Origin of the sequence: Citrobacter sp. CK181 (assembly GCF_030333595.1) — a bacterium.
In the GTDB taxonomy this organism is placed as follows: Bacteria; Pseudomonadota; Gammaproteobacteria; order Enterobacterales; family Enterobacteriaceae; genus Citrobacter_B; species Citrobacter_B koseri.
The window spans coordinates 452757-472056 of sequence record NZ_JAOWFN010000011.1; the positions used below are offsets into that span (position 1 = coordinate 452757).

21 protein-coding genes and 1 pseudogene are annotated in these 19300 nt (G+C 50.8%); 4 read left to right on the forward strand and 18 right to left on the reverse strand.

The window, feature by feature from the left end:
• Positions 1-54 precede the first annotated feature (54 nt).
• The 16 genes from virB11 to OGW17_RS06335 form a co-directional block, all read right to left on the reverse strand.
• Positions 55-1074 carry a P-type DNA transfer ATPase VirB11 gene (gene virB11 / locus OGW17_RS06260; RefSeq protein ID WP_112216925.1) on the reverse strand — a complete coding sequence of 340 codons (1020 nt, stop codon included), beginning with the start codon at positions 1072-1074 and terminating at the stop codon, positions 55-57.
• Entirely contained in the window at positions 1064-2380 is a 1317-nt protein-coding gene (gene virB10 / locus OGW17_RS06265) for a VirB10/TraB/TrbI family type IV secretion system protein (protein WP_112216924.1), read from the reverse strand. Before virB10 ends, virB11 begins: the two co-directional genes overlap by 11 nt.
• Positions 2377-3264: a P-type conjugative transfer protein VirB9 gene (virB9, locus tag OGW17_RS06270; RefSeq protein ID WP_286452167.1), complete on the reverse strand. Its 888-nt coding sequence runs from the start codon at positions 3262-3264 to the stop codon at positions 2377-2379. Before virB9 ends, virB10 begins: the two co-directional genes overlap by 4 nt.
• Positions 3264-3947, reverse strand: a complete 684-nt coding sequence (locus tag OGW17_RS06275; protein ID WP_061553913.1) for a VirB8 family type IV secretion system protein — start codon at positions 3945-3947, stop codon at positions 3264-3266. Before OGW17_RS06275 ends, virB9 begins: the two co-directional genes overlap by 1 nt.
• On the reverse strand, positions 3940-4080 hold the full coding sequence (locus tag OGW17_RS06280) for a hypothetical protein (RefSeq protein ID WP_164913536.1): 141 nt from the start codon (positions 4078-4080) through the stop codon (positions 3940-3942). The genes OGW17_RS06275 and OGW17_RS06280 overlap by 8 nt, the downstream gene beginning before the upstream one ends.
• Before the next feature lie 89 nt (positions 4081-4169).
• Positions 4170-5201, reverse strand: coding sequence for a TrbL/VirB6 family protein (locus tag OGW17_RS06285; protein WP_112216922.1), 1032 nt, complete (start codon positions 5199-5201; stop codon positions 4170-4172).
• Positions 5202-5272: 71 nt separating this feature from the next.
• Positions 5273-5548, reverse strand: coding sequence for an EexN family lipoprotein (locus tag OGW17_RS06290; RefSeq protein ID WP_061553916.1), 276 nt, complete (start codon positions 5546-5548; stop codon positions 5273-5275).
• An 11-nt stretch (positions 5549-5559) separates the two neighbouring features.
• Positions 5560-6288: a TrbJ/VirB5 family protein gene (locus tag OGW17_RS06295; RefSeq protein ID WP_112216921.1), complete on the reverse strand. Its 729-nt coding sequence runs from the start codon at positions 6286-6288 to the stop codon at positions 5560-5562.
• A 22-nt stretch (positions 6289-6310) separates the two neighbouring features.
• The gene (locus OGW17_RS06300) at positions 6311-9058 is read right to left on the reverse strand and encodes a VirB4 family type IV secretion/conjugal transfer ATPase (RefSeq protein WP_112216920.1); all 2748 of its coding nucleotides are present in this window, start codon (positions 9056-9058) and stop codon (positions 6311-6313) included.
• 11 nt (positions 9059-9069) lie between these two features.
• Positions 9070-9348, reverse strand: a complete 279-nt coding sequence (locus OGW17_RS06305) for a TrbC/VirB2 family protein (protein ID WP_112216919.1) — start codon at positions 9346-9348, stop codon at positions 9070-9072.
• Complete coding sequence (locus tag OGW17_RS06310) at positions 9345-9983, reverse strand: lytic transglycosylase domain-containing protein (protein WP_061553919.1); 639 nt, start codon at positions 9981-9983, stop codon at positions 9345-9347. Before OGW17_RS06310 ends, OGW17_RS06305 begins: the two co-directional genes overlap by 4 nt.
• A gap of 72 nt (positions 9984-10055) precedes the next feature.
• Positions 10056-10277: a hypothetical protein gene (locus OGW17_RS06315; protein ID WP_061553920.1), complete on the reverse strand. Its 222-nt coding sequence runs from the start codon at positions 10275-10277 to the stop codon at positions 10056-10058.
• Between the two features lie 394 nt (positions 10278-10671).
• A complete protein-coding gene (locus OGW17_RS06320; RefSeq protein ID WP_112216917.1) occupies positions 10672-10881 on the reverse strand; it encodes a TraR/DksA family transcriptional regulator in 210 nt (69 codons plus the stop codon).
• Positions 10871-11458 (reverse strand): DUF2857 domain-containing protein, encoded by a 588-nt coding sequence (locus OGW17_RS06325; protein ID WP_112216916.1) that lies wholly within the window; start codon positions 11456-11458, stop codon positions 10871-10873. Before OGW17_RS06325 ends, OGW17_RS06320 begins: the two co-directional genes overlap by 11 nt.
• Before the next feature lie 61 nt (positions 11459-11519).
• Positions 11520-11705 (reverse strand): AlpA family transcriptional regulator, encoded by a 186-nt coding sequence (locus OGW17_RS06330; RefSeq protein WP_032936812.1) that lies wholly within the window; start codon positions 11703-11705, stop codon positions 11520-11522.
• A 599-nt stretch (positions 11706-12304) separates the two neighbouring features.
• Positions 12305-13111, reverse strand: a complete 807-nt coding sequence (locus OGW17_RS06335) for an AraC family transcriptional regulator (RefSeq protein WP_048211281.1) — start codon at positions 13109-13111, stop codon at positions 12305-12307.
• Positions 13112-13187: 76 nt separating this feature from the next.
• On the opposite strand from OGW17_RS06335, the gene OGW17_RS06340 reads away from it, so the two are divergent.
• The 4 genes from OGW17_RS06340 to OGW17_RS06355 all read left to right on the forward strand — a co-directional run bounded on the left by OGW17_RS06340 (position 13188) and on the right by OGW17_RS06355 (position 16800).
• A complete protein-coding gene (locus tag OGW17_RS06340; protein WP_097734730.1) occupies positions 13188-15224 on the forward strand; it encodes an FUSC family protein in 2037 nt (678 codons plus the stop codon).
• On the forward strand, positions 15214-15429 hold the full coding sequence (locus tag OGW17_RS06345) for a DUF1656 domain-containing protein (protein WP_048822680.1): 216 nt from the start codon (positions 15214-15216) through the stop codon (positions 15427-15429). Before OGW17_RS06340 ends, OGW17_RS06345 begins: the two co-directional genes overlap by 11 nt.
• Positions 15426-16289 (forward strand): efflux RND transporter periplasmic adaptor subunit, encoded by an 864-nt coding sequence (locus OGW17_RS06350; protein ID WP_061553925.1) that lies wholly within the window; start codon positions 15426-15428, stop codon positions 16287-16289. The genes OGW17_RS06345 and OGW17_RS06350 overlap by 4 nt, the downstream gene beginning before the upstream one ends.
• 112 nt (positions 16290-16401) lie before the next feature.
• Entirely contained in the window at positions 16402-16800 is a 399-nt protein-coding gene (locus OGW17_RS06355) for a helix-turn-helix domain-containing protein (protein WP_112216915.1), read from the forward strand.
• Between the two features lie 531 nt (positions 16801-17331).
• On the opposite strand, the pseudogene OGW17_RS06360 reads toward OGW17_RS06355, so the two are convergent.
• Positions 17332-18250, reverse strand: a pseudogene (locus tag OGW17_RS06360) (hypothetical protein).
• Positions 18251-18483: 233 nt separating this feature from the next.
• Positions 18484-19290 carry an SDR family NAD(P)-dependent oxidoreductase gene (locus OGW17_RS06365; RefSeq protein WP_057630164.1) on the reverse strand — a complete coding sequence of 269 codons (807 nt, stop codon included), beginning with the start codon at positions 19288-19290 and terminating at the stop codon, positions 18484-18486.
• Positions 19291-19300 lie beyond the last annotated feature (10 nt).

Genomic DNA, 19300 nt, shown 5'->3' on the forward strand with positions numbered 1-19300 from the left:
CACCGTTATGATTAATGAAAGGTTACATATCTTTGGTTATGTTGTTTGCCAGAGTTATTTTCTGAATACCTCTTTCATGCTATTTAAATGAATTGGTTTAAAGTAAACATTATGCATCCGGCGAACATCGCCGTGTATATCAATACTGACGATGACATCAATGCTTTTAAGCACCTTACGTAACAGCACATCATAAGGAATATTCCGGCAGTCGGGGTTTTCATAGCAGCGGTCAATAATCCCGTCAATACATTCCGCCGGGCTGCCCGCATGCAGGGAGGTGATTAAACCCTCATGCCCGGAACCGACAATTTTCAGCGCATCCCATGCTTCCCGTCCGCGAATTTCCGCCAGTAATATCCGGTCAGGGTTCATCCGGTAGCTGGCGCGTATCAGTCTGCCAGGTGTGACAATGGCGTTATCCCCGGCATCCGCAGGGTAAAAAAGATGAACATAATTGCCGTGGTGATAAAAGCGGATTTCGGGGTTATCCTCAATCGTTATTAACCGGAGATGCAGCGGAATATAATGCAGCAGCGTTTTCATATAGGTGGTTTTGCCGGAGCCGGTTTCCCCCACAATAAAAATCGTTTTTCCGTATTCCACCGCCTTTTCCATAAAGCGGGGAATGTCCCCGCTGTGGTATAACCGTATCAGTGCCTCATCATGACTTTCCGTTTTCTCCTGACCGCTCACCCGCTGGTAAAATCCCGCATCAATCCATGACTGATGCGTTTTCTGCTCAAACGATGGTTTGCGCAGCGTAACGGACACCGTATGACGTTCGCTGGCCGGGGGAATAATCACCTGAATACGCTCGCCGGCTCCTGATGTTGCAGAAAGGATCGGCGACGTGTCGTCAATATTATCCTCATGCCAGGAAGCCAGTGCTCTGGCAAAGGCATGGCACTGACGCAGCGTGACCGGGGAGTCATGTTTTTGCCATTTCCCCCGGATTTTCGTATGCAGTTCACCCGGCCGGTTAATGGCAATTTCCGTCAGGCCCTCCTGCGCGAGGAAATCACCAAACAACCGGTTTTTCATAAACTCCAGTGACAGGTTTTCAGTGTTCATACCATTTCTTTTTCAGTCGCAGTTGATAAACAGAGGAAAAATCAATATCCGTGCCGGTCATGATGCCGATCACATCACCCTGGTTCAGGTACATCGTGGGCGGGATACTGATGCTGTTTTCCAGCGTCGTTTTCGCCATTTCCGCCGTGGCGGCGCGGGTGTTTTCGGTGTAGTCGGTATTGCGGTCTTTCCCCGGTGCGGCCTCTGACGCCGCTGCCGCCACGTCCTGCACGGTACTCAGCATCAGGGCGTTGCCGAAACGCTCCCAGAAATGGCTGTCGATCCAGCCCGCAATCCCCGCCTCGCCGAGCGGGCCGGTGGCCTGCGTATCGGTGAGCGGAATTTGCAGGCTGCCGGGCTCCGGCGTGCGCAGCTCCGTCCACAGCACAAACATCCGGCTGCGCCCGTGTTGCAGTGCCCCGGTGCGGTAGACGCCACGGGCGACCGTTCCCGCCGGGATCAGCTTCACATGGTTGCTGGCGCTCCAGACATCCTCCCCAATCAGGCAGGAGATATGGCCGCCGACATCGGACACAAAGCGCCGCATCATCGAACAGGGAATATAACGATCCACCGGGATATAGAGATCAGGATCGAGGCCCAGCCGTCTGACGCCGGTGACACGGGCGACGCCCGGATTGTCGCTGTCAACCGTATCCTGCGCGGTTTCCGGTGCGGCGGGATCCGGGCAGCGCAGGCGGCCATCCGCCCCTCTGACCAGTACCGACCGACAGGACGTGTACGCCGTGGAGACTGGCGGGCTCTCCGACATTCCCGCGCGGTTGCGCGGTTCGCTACGGGACGCGCGGGCATTGCCGCCAGCCGTTGTACTGCCGCTGTTCAGCCCGTCTGCCAGTGCTGCCGCTTTGTTCAGGGCGGGCGGTTCTGCTGGCAGGGCGGGTGCGCTGGTGACGGTCTGACTGGCCGGGTCTGTGCCTTGCTGTTTGCGCTGTCCGAACAGGCCAAACGGGTTACTGTCCATGCCCAGATTTTTACGCTCATGCTGCGTCGCCCCGGTGGAGGGCGGCGGTGCGGTGTCGGCTTCCTTCTCATCGCCCCTTTTCAGGGCGCTGAGAAGACGATCGCCGCCGGATGCGAGGGCGATCACCAGCGCCAGACTCAGCAGGCTGACGATCAGCGTGCGGTGACCGGACGCCTTACGGAAACGGGTCACTTCCGGCTGGCCGGGCGGTGTTTTTTGCTCCGGCGTCTGCGTCGCCATTGCCGAACGGGCGCGTTCACGGGCTTCCGCTTCCCGCTCTGCGGTGGTTTTTTCCGGTTCGTCCGGGAAAGGTCTGTCAGTCATTTTGCCTCCAGCGTAACGGACGGTGAAACGGTGTCACTGCGGGTTACCGGGATACGCCCGGATCCGGCGTTTTCCACGCCCACCACCGAGGTGCCGTAACGCAGTACCAGTTGCGGCGATGCCGGAACCACCATCACGGTGTAGTTGCCCTGTTGAACTGTCTGCGGCGTGACCGCCTGCTCCTGACCATTAACCACCCGGAAAACGGAAGGCAGGGTTTTCGTGGGGGAAAAACCGATATACGCAAAACGACCGTCATCCCAGGTAAAGTCCGGGGCGATGGCGGCGGAACCGGCGGCCACTCGTTTGCTGTAACGCCAGTTCCGCAGCGAGGCCGGTTGCCGGAATGCTGCCGCTATCCGCTGCCGGTCCAGTGCTTCCTGCTGTCGTTGCTGGCGGGTGGCGCTGGCGGCAGCGGATTTATTCCGCTGCTCATCAGGATAGTGGTAGCGGATAACAAAGGCCTGAGCGGGTGAGTCGCGGTCCAGCACGTTCAGTTCCAGGCTGTAATCGCGCTTCGAAGTCACCACGAACAGGTTGGTTTTCCAGTCTTTCTCTGTCGGCAGAAACACCTGACTGATGTTGTTGCCGCTGGCGTCCGTGACCGGCTGGGTAATCGGGTTCGGGCTGACGCCCACCCGGTTGTCGCTTTTCGTCACGGTCCAGCCTCTGGGAAAACCCGCCTGCGCATCGATAACGGTTTCACCATCGTCAAACGCCAGCATGGTGACGTAGCCGGGGCGGGTACGGACGACCGTGGCATTCTGGCTGTTGTACGTGACGTTCTGCATCCGGCTGTCATACGTGCTGCCGCGTGGTGTCGCCGCGCTCCATGCCACGCATGACGCCAGTAACCCCGTGAGGAGCAGAATGTGTTTCAGCATCATTCCCCCCTCAGCTCTTTATCGCGCTGGTAGCTGGTGACGATGAAGCCCAGCGGATTCACTTCACGCTGGCTGTCGGTCAGTTGCTGGTGTGGCACATAGCGGTAAGTGAGACGGATATTCCAGACATCCGTTTTCACGGAATTATCGGCAATGCGGCGGATCGTGCGTTTAATTCTCAGGGTCGCCAGATTATCCGGCCCGGTGGCGGGCGCATGCACATTGGAAATAATATCGATATAAACGACATATTCCGCCTTGTTAAAAATTACGTCCGGTGCCTGGTCGCCGTTAAACCAGTCCAGATAGTCCCGGTTCACGCTGTCGCTGTTAAATAACTGTACGTCGTCATAATCACGCTGAAGGAAGAAATAATTGTATCCCTCGCGGAGTCTGACATAGTGTGCTGCCAGTGAGTGCGCCAGTGCCTTTTCAGAAGAAATATCCCGCTCCTTCACGCGGGTCATATATTCATAACGCCCGGTCTGTTTATCCACCGACCATAACTCAATGTCGGTGGTTTTCAGCGGCAGCAGAATAATAATGGCCGCAATCGCCATTGCGGCCAGCATCAGCCCGGCAGCAGCCATCCGCCAGGCGGTTTTTCGGGAACGCTCCTCCTTTTCCAGCAGGATGGATTCAAAAGAGCGGGAAACATTAACAATGTTCTGAATATCAGACATGGTGAGTCAGCTCCTGAATGATTGCGGGGGAATTTACCGGCTCGGGTTCGCCGGATACCGGCGGAAGGTCGCCCTGATGCCGTGCGCAGCCCGTGAGCACGCACAGCATCAGAAGGAAGATTCTGAATTTCATGGAAACTCCTTATTACAGGGATGCAGGAATGCCGCACCGGTGGCGCAGGCCACGGCGTGACGGGGAAAGGAAATTAACGGTCGGAAGGATTAACGGTGACGCTGCCGGTTCAGGCGTTTCATGCTTTCGATGGCGGAGGCGCGTTTCTGCCAGGCGTTCACGGTTTTACCCGCGCCTGCGCTGATGAGCCTGCCAGCCACCGTGGCGGCGGCCATGCCACCTCTGGCGGCCATCCGGGCACCGCCTTTTATACCGGGTCCGGCGAGATCGGCGGATTTGTTCGCCAGTCCGCCCAGGCCACTCATGGCTGCGCCCTGCAGTACCGCTTGTACGGCGGCTCCGCTGAGTGCGCTGGCGAGTTTTGCGGAGAACCAGACCACCACACCCGCCGCTGTCCCGGCCAGCAGGCACTGCGCCGCCAGCGTCACCATATTGGTTTCTGCGGATGTTTTTGCTGCGGTATCCAGTATTTTATTCAGGTAATTAATGGCGATACGGATGGATAAGGCGGAAAACATGATCGTCAGTATTGCCGCGAAAATCGTTTTCAGCCAGTTATCAAACATCGGTTTAAGAAAACCGTACAGCAGGCAGAAAATAAAGAGCGGCGCGGTGGTCGTCATTAACAGGATGGTGATTTCGGCGAGCAGGTTGGCAAAAGTGGCGGCCATCAGCAGGACAATCGCGCCGCCCCATACCAGCACCTCGGCAAGGCCGCCATTCAGTTTGACGTAAGTTGAGGTGTCCATATTAAATAACTTTTGCCCCAGCGCCTGTGCCTTTTCCCAGACGGTATCGAGCAGCGCCCAGATGTTATCATCGCCGCTGATACCGTCTTTGAGTCCCTGGATTGCCGCTACCGCCATATCCAGCCAGCCATCAAGGTTTAACACAAAGGTGGTGATAAGCAGCATTCGCCCCACATCCCAGACGACATCTTCAACCGGGGTCCGGAGTTTGCCAGCCAGCGTCTGATAACCGCGATAGAGTATAAATAAGGTAAAAGAGCTGACAATGATGACGCTGATCATTGTGCCGTAAGTGGAAGACTGGCCTTCCAGTACGGCATTCAGTCCATCCATGATGTTTTTGTCCATACCAACAAAAATACCACCGGACATGGTGCCTCACCTGATATATAAAGAAAGGAAATAAAAAACAGGGAGAATTCCCTGTTTTGCTGGAGGAAAAATTACTGTGTCACAGCATTTCGTTTTTCAGCTTCCTGCTGAAATATCGCCTCAAATTTCTCCTTAACCCCGGGCTGGCCTTCCTGTGCAAACATAAGTGCTGCCCGGTGGGCAAATTCGCAGTTATCGCTTGCCTCGCCATCCTTCAGGCATTGCGTATAAACCGCATAAGTTTCGTCAGGATGCTGTTTATACCAGGCTTCGGATTTGGTTTCCTTGCAGCCGGAGAGCACGATAACGCCTGAGAGTGTGCATAAGGTGAATAAGGATCTGAGCACGGATAACCTCCTTATAAATTATTAAGGTCAGCAACAGGTGCCGTCAGCTGCTGCTGTTCAAAGGCTTTCTGTCTTTGCTGTTCCAGCAATGTCGTTCGCTGTTCAGCCTGTCTGACAGACATCTCCCACTGATTCGTCAGCGCATTTAACTGTACGCTTTTCGCCGCGATGGCGTTAGCCAGATCCTGAGACTCTTTCGAGTCCTGCGCATTCGATATACGGTCAGATAAGTCTGATATATCGCTGAGTGTGCTGTTGATCCTGTTTTCAATGTCAGTGGTATTCTCAATCGCCATTGCCTGATTGAGGATCATCTGTTTGCAACTGTCGGCCAGAGACTGAGATTTTATTCCTTCCTGTTCCGGGCTGCATACGCTGAACGATTTGTATTTACTGTAAAGGTTTTGCAGTTCAGAAGAATATGAACTGTTCTGCGTGGTCAGCAGATCATCCAGTGAAATACCGCTCTTACGGAGATTATCAATATCGGTTTTCAGGCTTCGGGCATCACTGAGAAAACCCTGAATATCCCGTACGCCGGTTGCGGTAGCCAGTTGTTTCTTATATGCATCAAGTTCACTTTTATAATGGGTAACCGTATCTTCCCATTGCTGTAGTTTCTGCATCCACTGGTTAATGGATACGGTATTCTGCACGGCGTCGAAAACCGGTATTCCGGCGCTGAACGCCTGTGCTGAGAAAAATAACAATAATGCCAGAAGGTGATCCCGGTAACGCATTGATATTACCTCCGGTTGGCTTTCAGATTGCCCGGTCAAGAAACGTATCTTTCCATTCATCAGGTCGCATACCGTCCTGATAAATGGCATCGAATATTTTCAGGTTGTCCTCACTGCCGCTGAGAAGCCGGGTGAATTTACCCAGCCCGGACAGATCCATTTTCGCCATCGCCACAAACGGGCGGGTTTCCCCGGCCCGCAACGGGGTTTTCAGGATGACCATATAATGCTCGCCCGGATCCAGGTTCCTGACCGTGTCATAAACGCTGTCCGGCACTTTCATTTTCTCTACGTAATCCGCATGGCTGGCTTTCGGATTAGCGAGGAAAATCTGGGTACCGCACTGCTCAATAATCGCCGGGGCGATGGGGTGTTTGACGATTTCATCCGGTGACTGTGTTGCCGGAACGAAGATACCGTTCAGCTTGCGGATGACTTTCAGCATATTGAGCGAGAAGCGGGAAAATTCGACATCGGCCAGCCAGCGCCAGAACTCATCCATAAACATCACCAGGCGGCGACCGTCCAGAAGACTGGTCACACGGTACAGCAGGTAAAAGGTGATGGGGCCGCGAATATCGTCATCATCCAGAAATTCGGTGCCGTCGATACCAAAGTTATCGACATCGCTGATGGTGAATGTATCGGCCTCGTTATCAAACACCCAGCCGAACTCGCCCCCCTGCGCCCACTGTTTCAGGCGAATACGCAGCCCGTTGGTGCGGGCGTCTGTGGTCGGCGGCTCCGGCAGCACTTCCAGTAGCCGGGTGATCCCGAACCGGCGGTACTCCGGCGGATAGTCCAGCATGATGGTGTCAATGGCGGCACTGATCCGCTCCTCATCGCGCGGATCGAGCGGCTTACCGTTGCGGCGGCACAGCATCCGTACAAGCCGTTTGATAAAACTGATGTTCCGGCGGGTTGGCTCCAGCGCAAACGGGTTGAAGCCGGTGGGCTCGCCGGTACGGATACGGAAATAACGCCCGCCCGCCTGGCGGATCGCCATCTCCGCCGCCCGGTCCTTATCGAAATACACCGTGGTCAGCCGTTTGAGGGTGGCAGAAGGCGCAAACGTCGCCGGGTTACGGTACTTCTGCATCAGTTGCTGCATGACGGTCATCAGCAGGGTTTTACCGGAGCCGGTTTTCCCGATAATCGCCGTATTCCCCGGCGTTTTCTCTCCGGTGTCATCCCGCCCGGCCTGGCTGTCATGCAGGTTGAGGTAATATCCGCCACCGCCGGGAGATGTAAGGAGGGCGATGGCTTCCCCCCACGGATTACCGCTGCGTTTGTGAGGATGGAAGTTATGCAGGCAGGCCATATCGGCAAAATTCTGGCTGCTGACGGCCACCAGTCGGGGACGCAGCGTATAGACGCCCGGCAGTTGTGCCAGATATGCGGCGGGCAGTGACAGGGTGGAGAGCGTCGTCATAATACCCAGATCGGCGAAGGGCTGGGCCAGAACGTTGGTGTCCTTCACCACCTGTCCGGCACTGTCTGAGGAGATCAGCAGGGAAAAGTGGAATTTACCGCACGACACATGTCCGGACTGGAGCAGGTCGCGCAGGACAATCAGCTCTTCGCGCTGGGAAGTCGCGTCGTCGTCCGTGGAGTTAAGCCGTTTTTCCGCCAGCCGGATATGATTCTGCGCCTCATCCCGTGCCATACAGGTAAAGGACTGCGTCAGAACATACTCGCTTTCGGCGTACAACAGTGCGTCCAGCATACCGGTATGGGTTTCCGGGGAATAATCCTTAATCTCCATGCTGCGGAAGAAGCGGGAACCGCTGACCGTCTGGCATTCACCGGTGTCGGTGGTGAAAAACACGTCCGGCGTGCTTAATGTTTCATAAAACGGCGAGCGCGTTACGGCCACTTTCTGCCACTGTCCGGTGATCAGGCGGTGGAAGAACGCCAGTTGCGAGGAATACACCCGCCCGTTTTCTTCATATATCCCCAGCGGCGTTGCCGTATAACGGGATAATGAGGATTCCAGTGCTTCACGGTATTCCAGCATGATTTTGAGTGCGTCATCCAGTGCTGCCTGGTCTTTACCGTGCGACTGCGCTTTCATGGTTTTCTTCTCAATCTGAGAGAACGGCGCGTAGCAGACGGTGAAAAACAGCCGGTGCCGCCAGAACGGTTTTTCTTTTACCGACTCGTAATACCGACGTGTTACCTCATCGGAAAAGGGAATACCCGAACAGGCTTCAAAAGCATCATGGTATTTTTCACGGAGCCGGTGAATATAGAATGTTACCGGCAGACCCTCATACGAACGAATAACGTTATTCAGGTGCGTAGCCATCAGGGTCAGGTGATGTTCGTCTTCACATTCAAAGACGGTACCGCCCAGCTCCCAGGTGGCAACAAAATCACGGTGACGGTTTCTGATGACGTAAGGGTGCATATGGGAGGAATACGGAATATATTTATCCAGCGTAATACGCTCGTTTAATTTCATTTTCTGAATAAACTCCGAGACATCAATATTATCGTACTGATTCGCCAGAAGGGCATTCGCGCCAAAATGGATATTGGTGAAAATTCGTCCACGGGTTTTAAACGCCAGCCAGAGCAGACTGAAATAATGAATGTCCTTTCGGGTTTTATTTTTCATTTCCGCCCAGGCCGGGATCAGCAGAAGCGCCAGGTAATAGCTGACATAGACCGCCAGCAGGACGATGGCCCCGCTGACGAGAACGAACGGCACCAGAGGAATACCCATAATGGCGGCAGGCCGCGTAAGTGCTTTATTCAGCGTAGCCATCGTTGCCTCTCTTATGACGCCCAGTAGGCACCGAAGCCGGATGCGCCGACAATCAGGATCGCGCCGATGATGACGTTACGCATGTCGTGCAGGCTTTTGCCGTCGAACAGCACCTTGTAGCCCACCCACATGGTCGCCAGCGTGATGGTGACGGCGGCCAGTCCCAGCAGGCCGGTCGAAGTATTGCTCAGTGTCTCACTGGCCTTGTTAAAACCACTGTCGGCCGCCAGCGCCGGGGCAGACAGCAGGACGGAAGCAACAGCGGTGTAACGGCGTTTACGCATGATCATTTCTCCTCATCAGGGATAACGGGAACCGCGCCGCGAATGACGGCGTCGGGATAGTGCAGACCAGTCAGAACTGGTGCAGCGGCAGGCTCGCCGCGCAGCACAATGGCGGGATAATGAACCGGCGTCGGCTCGTTCCGGTCAGGGACGCTCTGCCGGTCTTCCCGCGTGGACGGCACGGCATAGCCGATGCGCTGCACGTAGCTGGTCTGGTTAAAGGCGGATTCCGGTCGCTGGCCGGTTTCAAAGTTGCCGGAGTAGTAACAACTGAGTGCGCGTTTCAGGGTGCCACCGCGCCGGTAACAGTCGGCGAGAATGCGCTCAAATACCGACAGATTGATGCAAGGGTTAAGCAGGTCGCTGGCCGTGACGCCGTAATGGCGGAAATTGGTGCTGGTGATTTGCATCAGGCCGACCGAATAGCGTCGCTCCTGTGTCGCCAGCTGTCTGGTGAGGCGGATCGCCTCCGGCAGGCTCGTGGGGAAATGTGAAATCACGCCCCGGCTGTCTGGCAGGATTTCAGCAATGGCGTAAGGATGAAAACCAGATTCGACCCGTGCGACATCAAGCGATGTGGACGAGGGAATACTGGCGGCGCACTGCACCGCCAGTGCCAGAAAGGCAGTGGTGGAAAGCATGCTGGCCTCGTAACAGAGAGACAGGCGGCTTATAGAAAAGTACGCCGCCGGTGGAGAAGAAGAGAAAATGGATTAAGCGGCAGCGGCATCCTGCGAAATGTCACTTTCTTCTCTCGGTTCGAGCAGCACCAGCCTGCCGGAAACCGCAATACCGGGTATCAGCACGATATTCAGACCGGGCTTGCCGTTATGCGCGAAGGCCACGCCAACCTTTGTCCAGTACGTGTTTTTTTCACCCTGTGCATCGGGCTGACTTTCCTGGGTGACAAATACGTGATAAACGGGTTTTCTCATGGAATTTCCTTTGTTCAAAAAACAGTAAATGAAATAAACCAATCACATCCCTGTTCTGCATTCCGGTTTTAACGGGTCAGCGAGAACATTCAGCGGCACCCTGAATTCTGGTTACGTGACAGCCCGAACCATTCTGTTAAAGAGCAATACCCGGCCTGGGCGAATTAACGTCCATCAGGGCAACCATGCGGTAATGGCGCTTTCAGATTCGGATATCTGGCGCGGGATATGAATGAGAAACTCAAAACAAAAAGAAGAGAGAAAAATAAACGGAGCATTTAAGATGCAGCGAGAAAAATGGGGAAGGAAAAACACGCCAGAGCTGTATTAATATTCACCGGGAATAATAAAGACGTGCAGGGATATAATATCTCCACACGTCTTTGTTACCCTGTCAGCGGTTGAGGCGTTCAAGTTTTTCCTGACATTCCGTACAGGTGGTTACACCCTGCAGTGCTTGCCGTCGCTTTTCTGGAATGGGTTTACCACATAAACGACAGTGGAATAATGATGGCGCTGGCCCTGGTTTGAAACGACTCTGTTCAATCATCTCATCCAGTCGCTGTTCATTAAATTCCTGATCGCGGTCGATCTCATCCGGCATGTGACGTCCTCCTGTCAGCGGCAACTCCCTTTTGACAAAGCGTGATACGCCTCCATACCATGGTGAGTGACAGCCCCTGGAATCTTGGTAGTAGGACTTCAGTTACCAGCATCATGGCTATCAGCGCGTTGGGGGATTCAAGGTTTTCCACCCGGCACTTCTGCCATTGCAGCCAGATAGCCGCATCCGTCTCTTCATCCGGTTCAGGCGTTCGGCCATACGGCACGCTTACACCCAGCAACCGTCGGCGAAGGCAGACTTCATTTGATGTCAGGCCAAAATAGTGGTTGAGCAACGAGATAGAGCCACCCAGGCGGATAGCACGGTTAATCTCCTGTTGATGGTGGTATTCCTGGCGGGCCTGCGCCAGTAAATGATGCAGAACATCATGGCGGACACTGACCGAAACAAAGGGAGCTGCCGCCCGGCTGACCGTAAACAGCTCATCGAGTGATAACTGATTAAGAGCATTCATTTCGTCGAAAGTAAATCCGAGGGATTCACAGTGACGAATATTGCCTTCTTTCAGAGCGTGCAATGCATCAGTTAAGATGGTGTAATTAATTAATGGAATCATTCTGTTATCTCCTCAATCTATATGGAAAAGTTGAGCAAATAAACGGACATTTTTAACTGATCTAACGTCCGGCTAACTTAAGGTTGATCCATTCATCAATTTCCGATTCGAGCCAGGCCACACTGGCTGGGCCAATTTTTATTGAACGTGGGAACGAACCATTTTTCATATACAAGTAAATTTGAGAGCGTTTCAAACCGGTTTTTTCTTCGACCTGTTTTAAACGTAATAACTGATGTGATGTCATTGTATTCTCCTATTGTGGAATGACTGGTGCATGTCCAGAGAAAATAAAAGAACACAGCAGTAAGCTTAGGAAAAGCCGATAGCACCTTATTACTGATGGGAAGATCCTTAGTACGGTTTTTTAGTGAATAAATAATACGTTATTAGTTGTATAAGGATGTGGAGAAGGATAGTTGTGCTGCTGTGTAGTTTTCAGCGTTTCGCTGCTGCAATGGTGTCATGGCTTAGCGTGATAATGAGGACAATAAAAAGATGCTGTTAAATACATTCATTGTGAATTTCAGTCAGGGGGGCGTTACCACTCTGGCGGTAATGCGCTATGAAGCATCGCCATAGAAGTATTCTGTGTGGTCGAAACATATATGCTCAACTACTTACTTAACACAATGCTGAATTGATTGTGCTTCCCGATCATGTATAGACCGATCCAACAGATATAATACCGTCCTTTGATTCTTGTTATCGTTAAGGCGGCTGAGGCAATATAGTCCTGGCTGGAGGTTCCATGCGATAAAGATTCTGTAGTGTGATCCCCCGCACAGGGAGACGGATATGGCAGCTCTATGACTCACCTCTGGTTTCTTGGAAAACCTGATGTCGCTAAATATCGGTTAAGTGTGCGCTTGTTTTCCGTTCGGCAAAATAGTGTGCGGGTGTACTGCCCATGGTTTTTTTGAACATGGTGATAAACGCATTAACCGATTCATACCCCAGATTAGCTGCAACATTCTGAACCGAAACGCCGCTAGCCAGTTCCCGGAGAGCAATTATCAGTTGCAGTTGCTGACGCCAGCGTCCGAACGTCAACCCGGTTTCGCGCAGCATTAAACGCGCGAGAGAACGCTCGCTAAGCGCCAGTCTTTTTGCCCATGCTTTGAATGTGCTTCGGTCATCAGGTTGACTGACCAGAGCATCGGCCATGGCGCGGATTTTAGGATGCGACGACACAGGGAGGCTCAGTTTCTGCTGAGGCATGGTGGCTAATTCATCGAGTGTTACTCTGGTCAGTCTGGCGGGATGGCTTTCCGGTGGATATTCGACGCCCTCGCGGGTTAAACGGGCAACAAGTTCTTTAATCAGACTGGAAATTGCCAGAGTACAGCATCGCTCCGGCAGCGCGACAGCTCCAGGCTCGATAAAAAGATAGTTGAGATGCGCATTCCAGGTAGCTTTGGCGCTGTGCGGCACTCCCCCAGGGATCCAGACGGCACAATCAGGCGGCACGATCCAGATATCATTTTCGGCGCGACAAATGACCGCCCCATAGAGGGCAATAATCAATTGCCCTTTGCGGTGCGTATGCACAGGCACTTCGGCTGCGTAATCGACAAAATCCAAATGACGCGCGACTGCGGGGCAGGGGGTGGCATCCGGATCAAATAGCGTATTGGCGAGTGGGGGTAACATAGATTGGCAACATTTAGGTATTTTTTGACAGAATAGAGTATTTAAGTGGATATGCAAGCCGGTAATAATTTCCGGCATGAAAAAAATTAACGCGAGTTACTTTCATTTTTTACACACGATATGCCAACGTCTTCGCGGTATGGCTTCTCCTTCACTACTGAATGATGCGAACGCTCTGCTCTATTCCGCGAAGAGTTTTGCCGCAGCGATGCTCGCATACTACATTGCACTGTCAATTGGCCTGGAGCGGCCTTCCTGGGCAATTATCACCGTGTATATTGTTTCCCAAACCTCCGTCGGAGCGTCGCTGAGCAGAAGTCTGTATCGTCTGGTGGGAACGGTAGTCGGAGCGGGCATAACGGTATTAATTGTACCTGCTTTTGTGAATATGCCTTTATTTTTCAGTGTGATACTGACGGGGTGGATCACCTTCTGCCTCTATTTATCCTTGCTGGAACGCACGCCCCGCGCCTATGGTTTTGTCCTAGCTGGTTACACTGCGAGTCTGATTGGCTTCCCTGCGGTATCCGATCCTGGTGCGATTTTTAACATCGCTATTGTTCGGGTACAGGAAATCATGATCGGTATCTTCTGCGCGGCACTTATTCATCGCTATGTATTGCCCGCGCGCATAACGGGCCAGTTCAACAGTAAATTGTCGCAGACGCTGCTCTCGGCGCGACAGCGTGTCGCAGATACTTTAGCAGGCAAACCCGACGCTGTTTCCGGGCCGCTGCATATGGCACTGGCATTACAGTTCCTGCAGGGTATCAGCCATCATATCCCTTATGATTTTGCGTACTCTGTACCGGTCCGGCAAGCGAGAAAAAGGCTTCATGATCGGCTTGCGCGATTAGTCATTGTTAACTGTGAGTTACGCGACCGTTTAGCTCTGATAGCGACGATACCTGTAGATGTGCAAATTCTGCTGGGTGATGTTGAGGTCTGGCTGGCCTGCAAAGATGAAGGAAAATTCAAAAGCGAGGGTGAAGCGCTCAAAAAAAGGAGTGAAAAATTACTACAGCGCTATTCAGTGTATGAGCTGACGTTTGAAGAAGCGCTGCGTGTAAGTTTTATGCGCTACCTGTTAGAGGCCATTGTCCTTGTGCAGCAGTGCTATCGTCTTTCGGATGCCATTCATCACGCGAAACAGACGCCTGCGCACTCGGAAAAGAATACCGTGAAAGGATATGTATTCCACCGCGATCCTCTTACTGCTGCCCGCACCGCACTGGGCGCTTTCGCCATCATTATGAGCGGCTGTCTGGTGTGGATTTTCTCGGCATGGCCTGATGGTGGTACGGCGGTTTCTATCCTTGGCGTTTGTTGCACATTGTTTGGCAGCTTCGATACGCCTGCCCCGCATATTGTTAAGTACATTATCGGCTCCTTCTGGGGCGTTGTGATAAGCCTGATCTACAGCTTCGTTCTACTACCACAAGTCAGTGATTTTATCGTGCTGGTAACGGTTTTAGCTCCGGTATATCTGCTGGCCGGATCGCTCCAGGCCAGACCGCCTACCACGTTTATGGCTATGGGGATCACACTGACGCTGCCTATTTTGTGCGAGCTGGGTGCCCACTACAGCGGGGATTTTGCCGTGGCGGTGAATACCTCTATCGCACTATTTTCTGCTACTGGTTTTGCAGTGCTCGGCATGAGCCTACTGCAAACTGTGCAGGCTGATTCGGCGATAAAACGGCTGCTTCAATTATGCCAGCGAGATATTAACCGCAGCGTGGAAGGTAAGCTGAATACAGACGAAACCCTCTGGACCAACCTTATGATCGATCGGGCAGCGTTGATACTGCCGCGATTGCAGCGCAGTGGACAGTCACCGGAACGGGCACATCATTTGTTGTACGCCATGCGTATAGGGCTGTGTGTTATGCGATTACGCCGATGTGATGCGCATGCGAACAAAGAAATAAAAGAAGTGCTCACTCTTCTTACACACTCGACAGATATTGACACCTTACTTCAACGGATCGCCAGTCTGACTGAGCGCAGCTTGAGCGTAACAGATGAACTATCGCGGCATTATGTTGATCAACTGGTTGATCTTTACTGCGCATTAAGCGTTCAGAAAATGGAGCCTGCTAATGATCAATGATTTCAATATTGAGGGCGTTTTTGTACCCGGTCTGCTGGTAATTGCCCTCGTTGCACTGACCTGTACACTATTTCTCGTACATCTTTTCTCTTTCAGCAAGGGTTACCGCCGCTTGCCCTTTAGACCGATGATCGATTTTTCCGTCTTCATTATTACTTTTTACCTGCTGTTGCAGGGGCTGACCGAACTGGGATTTTTTAAATGAAATCGTTACTTTCTCTACTGGGCCGCTACGTGCTGACGTTCAGCGCTGTGGCGGTGGCTACGCTTTTGGCTTTTATTCTCTGGAAACATTATGCGCAAACCCCCTGGACCCGCGATGGTCGGGTTCGTGCGGATGTGGTACAGATTGCGCCGAATGTCTCCGGACCGTTGCTGAATGTGTCCGTCCGCGATAATCAGTGGGTTAATCGGGGCGATGTGCTCTATTCCATCGACCCGCACTGGTTGAGGTTGGCAGTGGACAGCGCACAGGCAGATGTTGAGGCGAAACGTCATGAAATGCTGATGCGCCAGGATGCGGCGAGGCGACGCTCTCAGATTAAAGGGGTGATTTCCAGCGAGGATTTACAACAAACAGCCAGCGCAGCCAGCGTCGCTGCGGCTAATTACCACGGTGCACTGGCTGCGCTGGACCTTGCAGAGCTTAACTTATCGCATGCTATTGTTCGGTCTCCGGTTACGGGCTATGTCACACATTTGCGGCTTCGCCCTGGTGACTATGCCACAGCGGGAGAAACTAAAGTTTCCATCATTGATGCCAATAGTTTTTGGGTGGTTGGCTATTTTGAAGAGACTAAGTTGCAACATATCCGCACGGGAAATACTGCACACATTACGCTGATGGGATTTAAGCCAGTGATCACGGGTCATGTTGAGAGTATCGGACGCGGAATAGATGATAACAATGACGAGACCGGGGGGCTTGGCCTGCCTAATGTCGAGCCAACCTTTAGCTGGGTGCGGCTCGCGCAGCGTATCCCGGTTCGGATTCATATTGACAGATTGCCGGAGGGAGTTGAATTGGTGGCTGGATTGTCTGCGAGTATATCCATCACACCATAATAAAAAGTATGGTTTCTATTGAGGATTTATGCAGAACTTAGGGATTGTCAGCTCTTGATCTATATGCCTGATGAAAATTTATTTCTGGTAGAGTAATTCTAAGGTTTCGGTTATGAAAAACAGAAAGGATTTTGTAAATGACTTAATTATCTGGATAAACAAAAATATAGAGATGCCACTAAAAATTGATGATGTGGCTATCAGGTCCGGATATTCAAAATGGCATTTGCAGAGACTGTTTTTTTCTGAAACAGGGCAGAGCCTGGGGGGTTTTATCAGAGAGAAAAAATTATGTCTTATTTTAGAGGCTGTTATCACAACAAATGAACCTTTGATAAACATCGCGATGCGATTTGGCTTTGACTCTCAGCAATCATTAACCAGGGCATTTCGGAAAAGGTATAATGTTCCACCGCACCGGTGTAGAAAAAATGCCGTAAATATTAAAAGTAAGTCTTCTAGGGAGCAAGGTGATTACTCGTATCATAAGGATGAGTTTTTAAATCTTTAGTAATTATCTGGGTTATGGACGGGTTCATCTAATAATCATGGCCTTAGTACCTCAGTTATAGATTTGTTGAACGAAATGAAATCACTCATTTATTTCATTGTAAATGAATCTAAGTCTTTCTGTGCAATGTATGTTTTCGTTTTTTTGCATGTGTAATGTATTGGTGAGTAAATTTTGGATGCATTAATTGGAATATAATTACGAACCCATGTGTGTATTTAATGGCTGGATAAATTAAGGTTAATCTATTTTGCGCATTTTGGATTCGATCGAACCTATGCAGGTCGGCTAAATCCTCCTTGAATAAGGAGTGGCTTTTATGTATGTGTGGGGTTGTGAGCATTTAAGTACTGTTTTGTTTTTACATTTCTAATGCTTGGTAATTGATGATATGTATTTATACCCGTAATGCAGAAATATAATATCCCTTGAGGTGACAAGGAAAAAAGAGTCAAAAAAACTAATTATGTCCGTATTACTGATTTTAGAGCCCTTAATACGGACATTTGGGTTTGGTAAAATTCACTTGCGTCAATCCGACATTGATGTGGGGGAACCGCGTACGAGTGCAGTTTTTAACGTATCACCACTGAGTCTGTCGGTAATGCCTTCGTCAGATGCCCATTGTTCGAAAATAGATAGTAGTTTGTACGGTTTACTAATTAATGGACGGATGACTTCATTGTTTTTACAGGCCAGCCAGAAAAAACGAGATAGTGGTGTTGATATTCGCGTTGCAGATAATGGGGGCACTCTGCTATTGGTTATGATGTCAATGACTTTATCAAGTTCAGCATGTCGAATAACAAACCAGGCATCCCGAGGTAAAATATGAGCCGGGAAATACTCTTTCCTCAGGTAGTTATTTATCTTCTTTGAGAATATCTCTTCATGTACATCTGGTGAGATGTTTTTAGGGAGTTGCATAATTTTTTGTATTATTCTTTCTTCCCATGTCATTTTATCGAATAGTTGAAATGGTTCTCCTTGTAAGCTAACTGTTATGCCATGATTAAAATCAATAGCTCCTGTTACAGGTAATGGTATTTTAAGAGATTGGGCAAGTAATTTTTGTACTAGAACATATTCATATCCAATCAATAGAGTGTCAATAACTCTCTCTGTGGGAATGATATATTTGCCAGTAGTGCTAACAATAAAATTATGTCCTTCAATAAACGCTTTTTTGTCAAGAAGGCATAAACGATTTATTGATGACATATCAGATGGTCTGAACCTTACTTTGTAGCCCGACATCTGTATTTTTCGTAATGTAATTGGCGACTGAAAGTAAATAGAGAGATGAATGCTGCCATGTAATGCATGCCTGTAAATGTCACTTTTTTTTAATTTTCAGTCCTTTTTTATTTATCACTTCGACTGCTTCACGGATAGTCAGCCAGTCAGGCGAACTATAGTTTGTATTTGATAGTGTTTGTTTTTTTGACATAGTGGTTTGCCTCTATTTCTATTTTTTAAAAAAAACCATGAATTTTCCAGTGAAATAAATTTCATGGTGCGGGATCTATTGCGTTATAATATTTGGATTATATTAACGCGGGGGCCTCTTAGCGTTTCAGTCCCCCATGTCCGGCCTCATATTTCGCAGTGATTGAAAAGAAGAACAAATATCAGGTTAAACTAATTCAATCCTCAAACATTATTTAAGTTGAATGGAAGACATTACATAAATCTGTCTGCTCCGCCTGATGCTTCAATTGTCTGTCCAGTAACAAACTGATTCCTCCCAGAAAGTAGGAACGCAGCAATTGCAGCAATATCTTCAGGAAGTCCAAAGCGGCCCACAGGCGTTTTCTCTTTACCCAGTAATGCCATTACCTCTTCGTCTGTTCTGTCAACCAGTTCAGGACGACGATTGCGAACATTCGGTAGCATGTTCTGCGCCCAGTTATCCGTCGCGACAGCACCCACTCCGATCGCATTGACCAGAATGCCATCCGGAGCCACGCTAAGTGCTAAACTACGGGTCAGGTTGTTGATAGCGGCGCTCAGTGCGTGTGAGACGGTAAGTTGCGGATTAGGGTAGATACCGCCAATGGATGAGATATTGACAATACGCCCCCAGTTTCGTCTCTGCATCCCGGGGATGATTACCTTACAAAAACGTCGCATGGCGGATAATTTGGTCTCAGTCATTATCTGCCAGTCTTCTTCCGAAGTGGTTAACAGTGTGCCCGCATGGGCTCTTCCGGCATTGTTAACCAGTAAATCAATACGCTGAAAAACCTTTTCCGCTTGTTCAACCACTAAAGAAGGTAGTTTGGGATCAGTCACATCCCCGGCAACAGGCAGCACCGAAACACCGTATTTCTCTGAAATTTTTTTCGCAGCCAGAATCAGCTCAGGTTCTCGTCTGGCCACCATGACTAAATGCACACCATTCATGGCCAGTTCTTCACAAATGCTGAAACCAATTCCGGTTCGGGCTCCGGTTACCAGAGCCACTTTTCCAGTCAGTTTTAAATCCATTTGCTGCTCC

Coding starts and splice junctions, on each gene's coding strand:
- virB11 (WP_112216925.1), bottom strand. CDS start 1,074: ATGAACACTGAAAACCTGTCACTGGAGTTTATGAAAAACCGGTTGTTT.
- virB10 (WP_112216924.1), bottom strand. CDS start 2,380: ATGACTGACAGACCTTTCCCGGACGAACCGGAAAAAACCACCGCAGAG.
- virB9 (WP_286452167.1), bottom strand. CDS start 3,264: ATGCTGAAACACATTCTGCTCCTCACGGGGTTACTGGCGTCATGCGTG.
- OGW17_RS06275 (WP_061553913.1), bottom strand. CDS start 3,947: ATGTCTGATATTCAGAACATTGTTAATGTTTCCCGCTCTTTTGAATCC.
- OGW17_RS06280 (WP_164913536.1), bottom strand. CDS start 4,080: ATGAAATTCAGAATCTTCCTTCTGATGCTGTGCGTGCTCACGGGCTGC.
- OGW17_RS06285 (WP_112216922.1), bottom strand. CDS start 5,201: ATGTCCGGTGGTATTTTTGTTGGTATGGACAAAAACATCATGGATGGA.
- OGW17_RS06295 (WP_112216921.1), bottom strand. CDS start 6,288: ATGCGTTACCGGGATCACCTTCTGGCATTATTGTTATTTTTCTCAGCA.
- OGW17_RS06300 (WP_112216920.1), bottom strand. CDS start 9,058: ATGGCTACGCTGAATAAAGCACTTACGCGGCCTGCCGCCATTATGGGT.
- OGW17_RS06305 (WP_112216919.1), bottom strand. CDS start 9,348: ATGATCATGCGTAAACGCCGTTACACCGCTGTTGCTTCCGTCCTGCTG.
- OGW17_RS06310 (WP_061553919.1), bottom strand. CDS start 9,983: ATGCTTTCCACCACTGCCTTTCTGGCACTGGCGGTGCAGTGCGCCGCC.
- OGW17_RS06315 (WP_061553920.1), bottom strand. CDS start 10,277: ATGAGAAAACCCGTTTATCACGTATTTGTCACCCAGGAAAGTCAGCCC.
- OGW17_RS06320 (WP_112216917.1), bottom strand. CDS start 10,881: ATGCCGGATGAGATCGACCGCGATCAGGAATTTAATGAACAGCGACTG.
- OGW17_RS06325 (WP_112216916.1), bottom strand. CDS start 11,458: ATGATTCCATTAATTAATTACACCATCTTAACTGATGCATTGCACGCT.
- OGW17_RS06330 (WP_032936812.1), bottom strand. CDS start 11,705: ATGACATCACATCAGTTATTACGTTTAAAACAGGTCGAAGAAAAAACC.
- OGW17_RS06335 (WP_048211281.1), bottom strand. CDS start 13,111: ATGTTACCCCCACTCGCCAATACGCTATTTGATCCGGATGCCACCCCC.
- OGW17_RS06340 (WP_097734730.1), top strand. CDS start 13,188: ATGAAAAAAATTAACGCGAGTTACTTTCATTTTTTACACACGATATGC.
- OGW17_RS06345 (WP_048822680.1), top strand. CDS start 15,214: ATGATCAATGATTTCAATATTGAGGGCGTTTTTGTACCCGGTCTGCTG.
- OGW17_RS06350 (WP_061553925.1), top strand. CDS start 15,426: ATGAAATCGTTACTTTCTCTACTGGGCCGCTACGTGCTGACGTTCAGC.
- OGW17_RS06355 (WP_112216915.1), top strand. CDS start 16,402: ATGAAAAACAGAAAGGATTTTGTAAATGACTTAATTATCTGGATAAAC.
- OGW17_RS06365 (WP_057630164.1), bottom strand. CDS start 19,290: ATGGATTTAAAACTGACTGGAAAAGTGGCTCTGGTAACCGGAGCCCGA.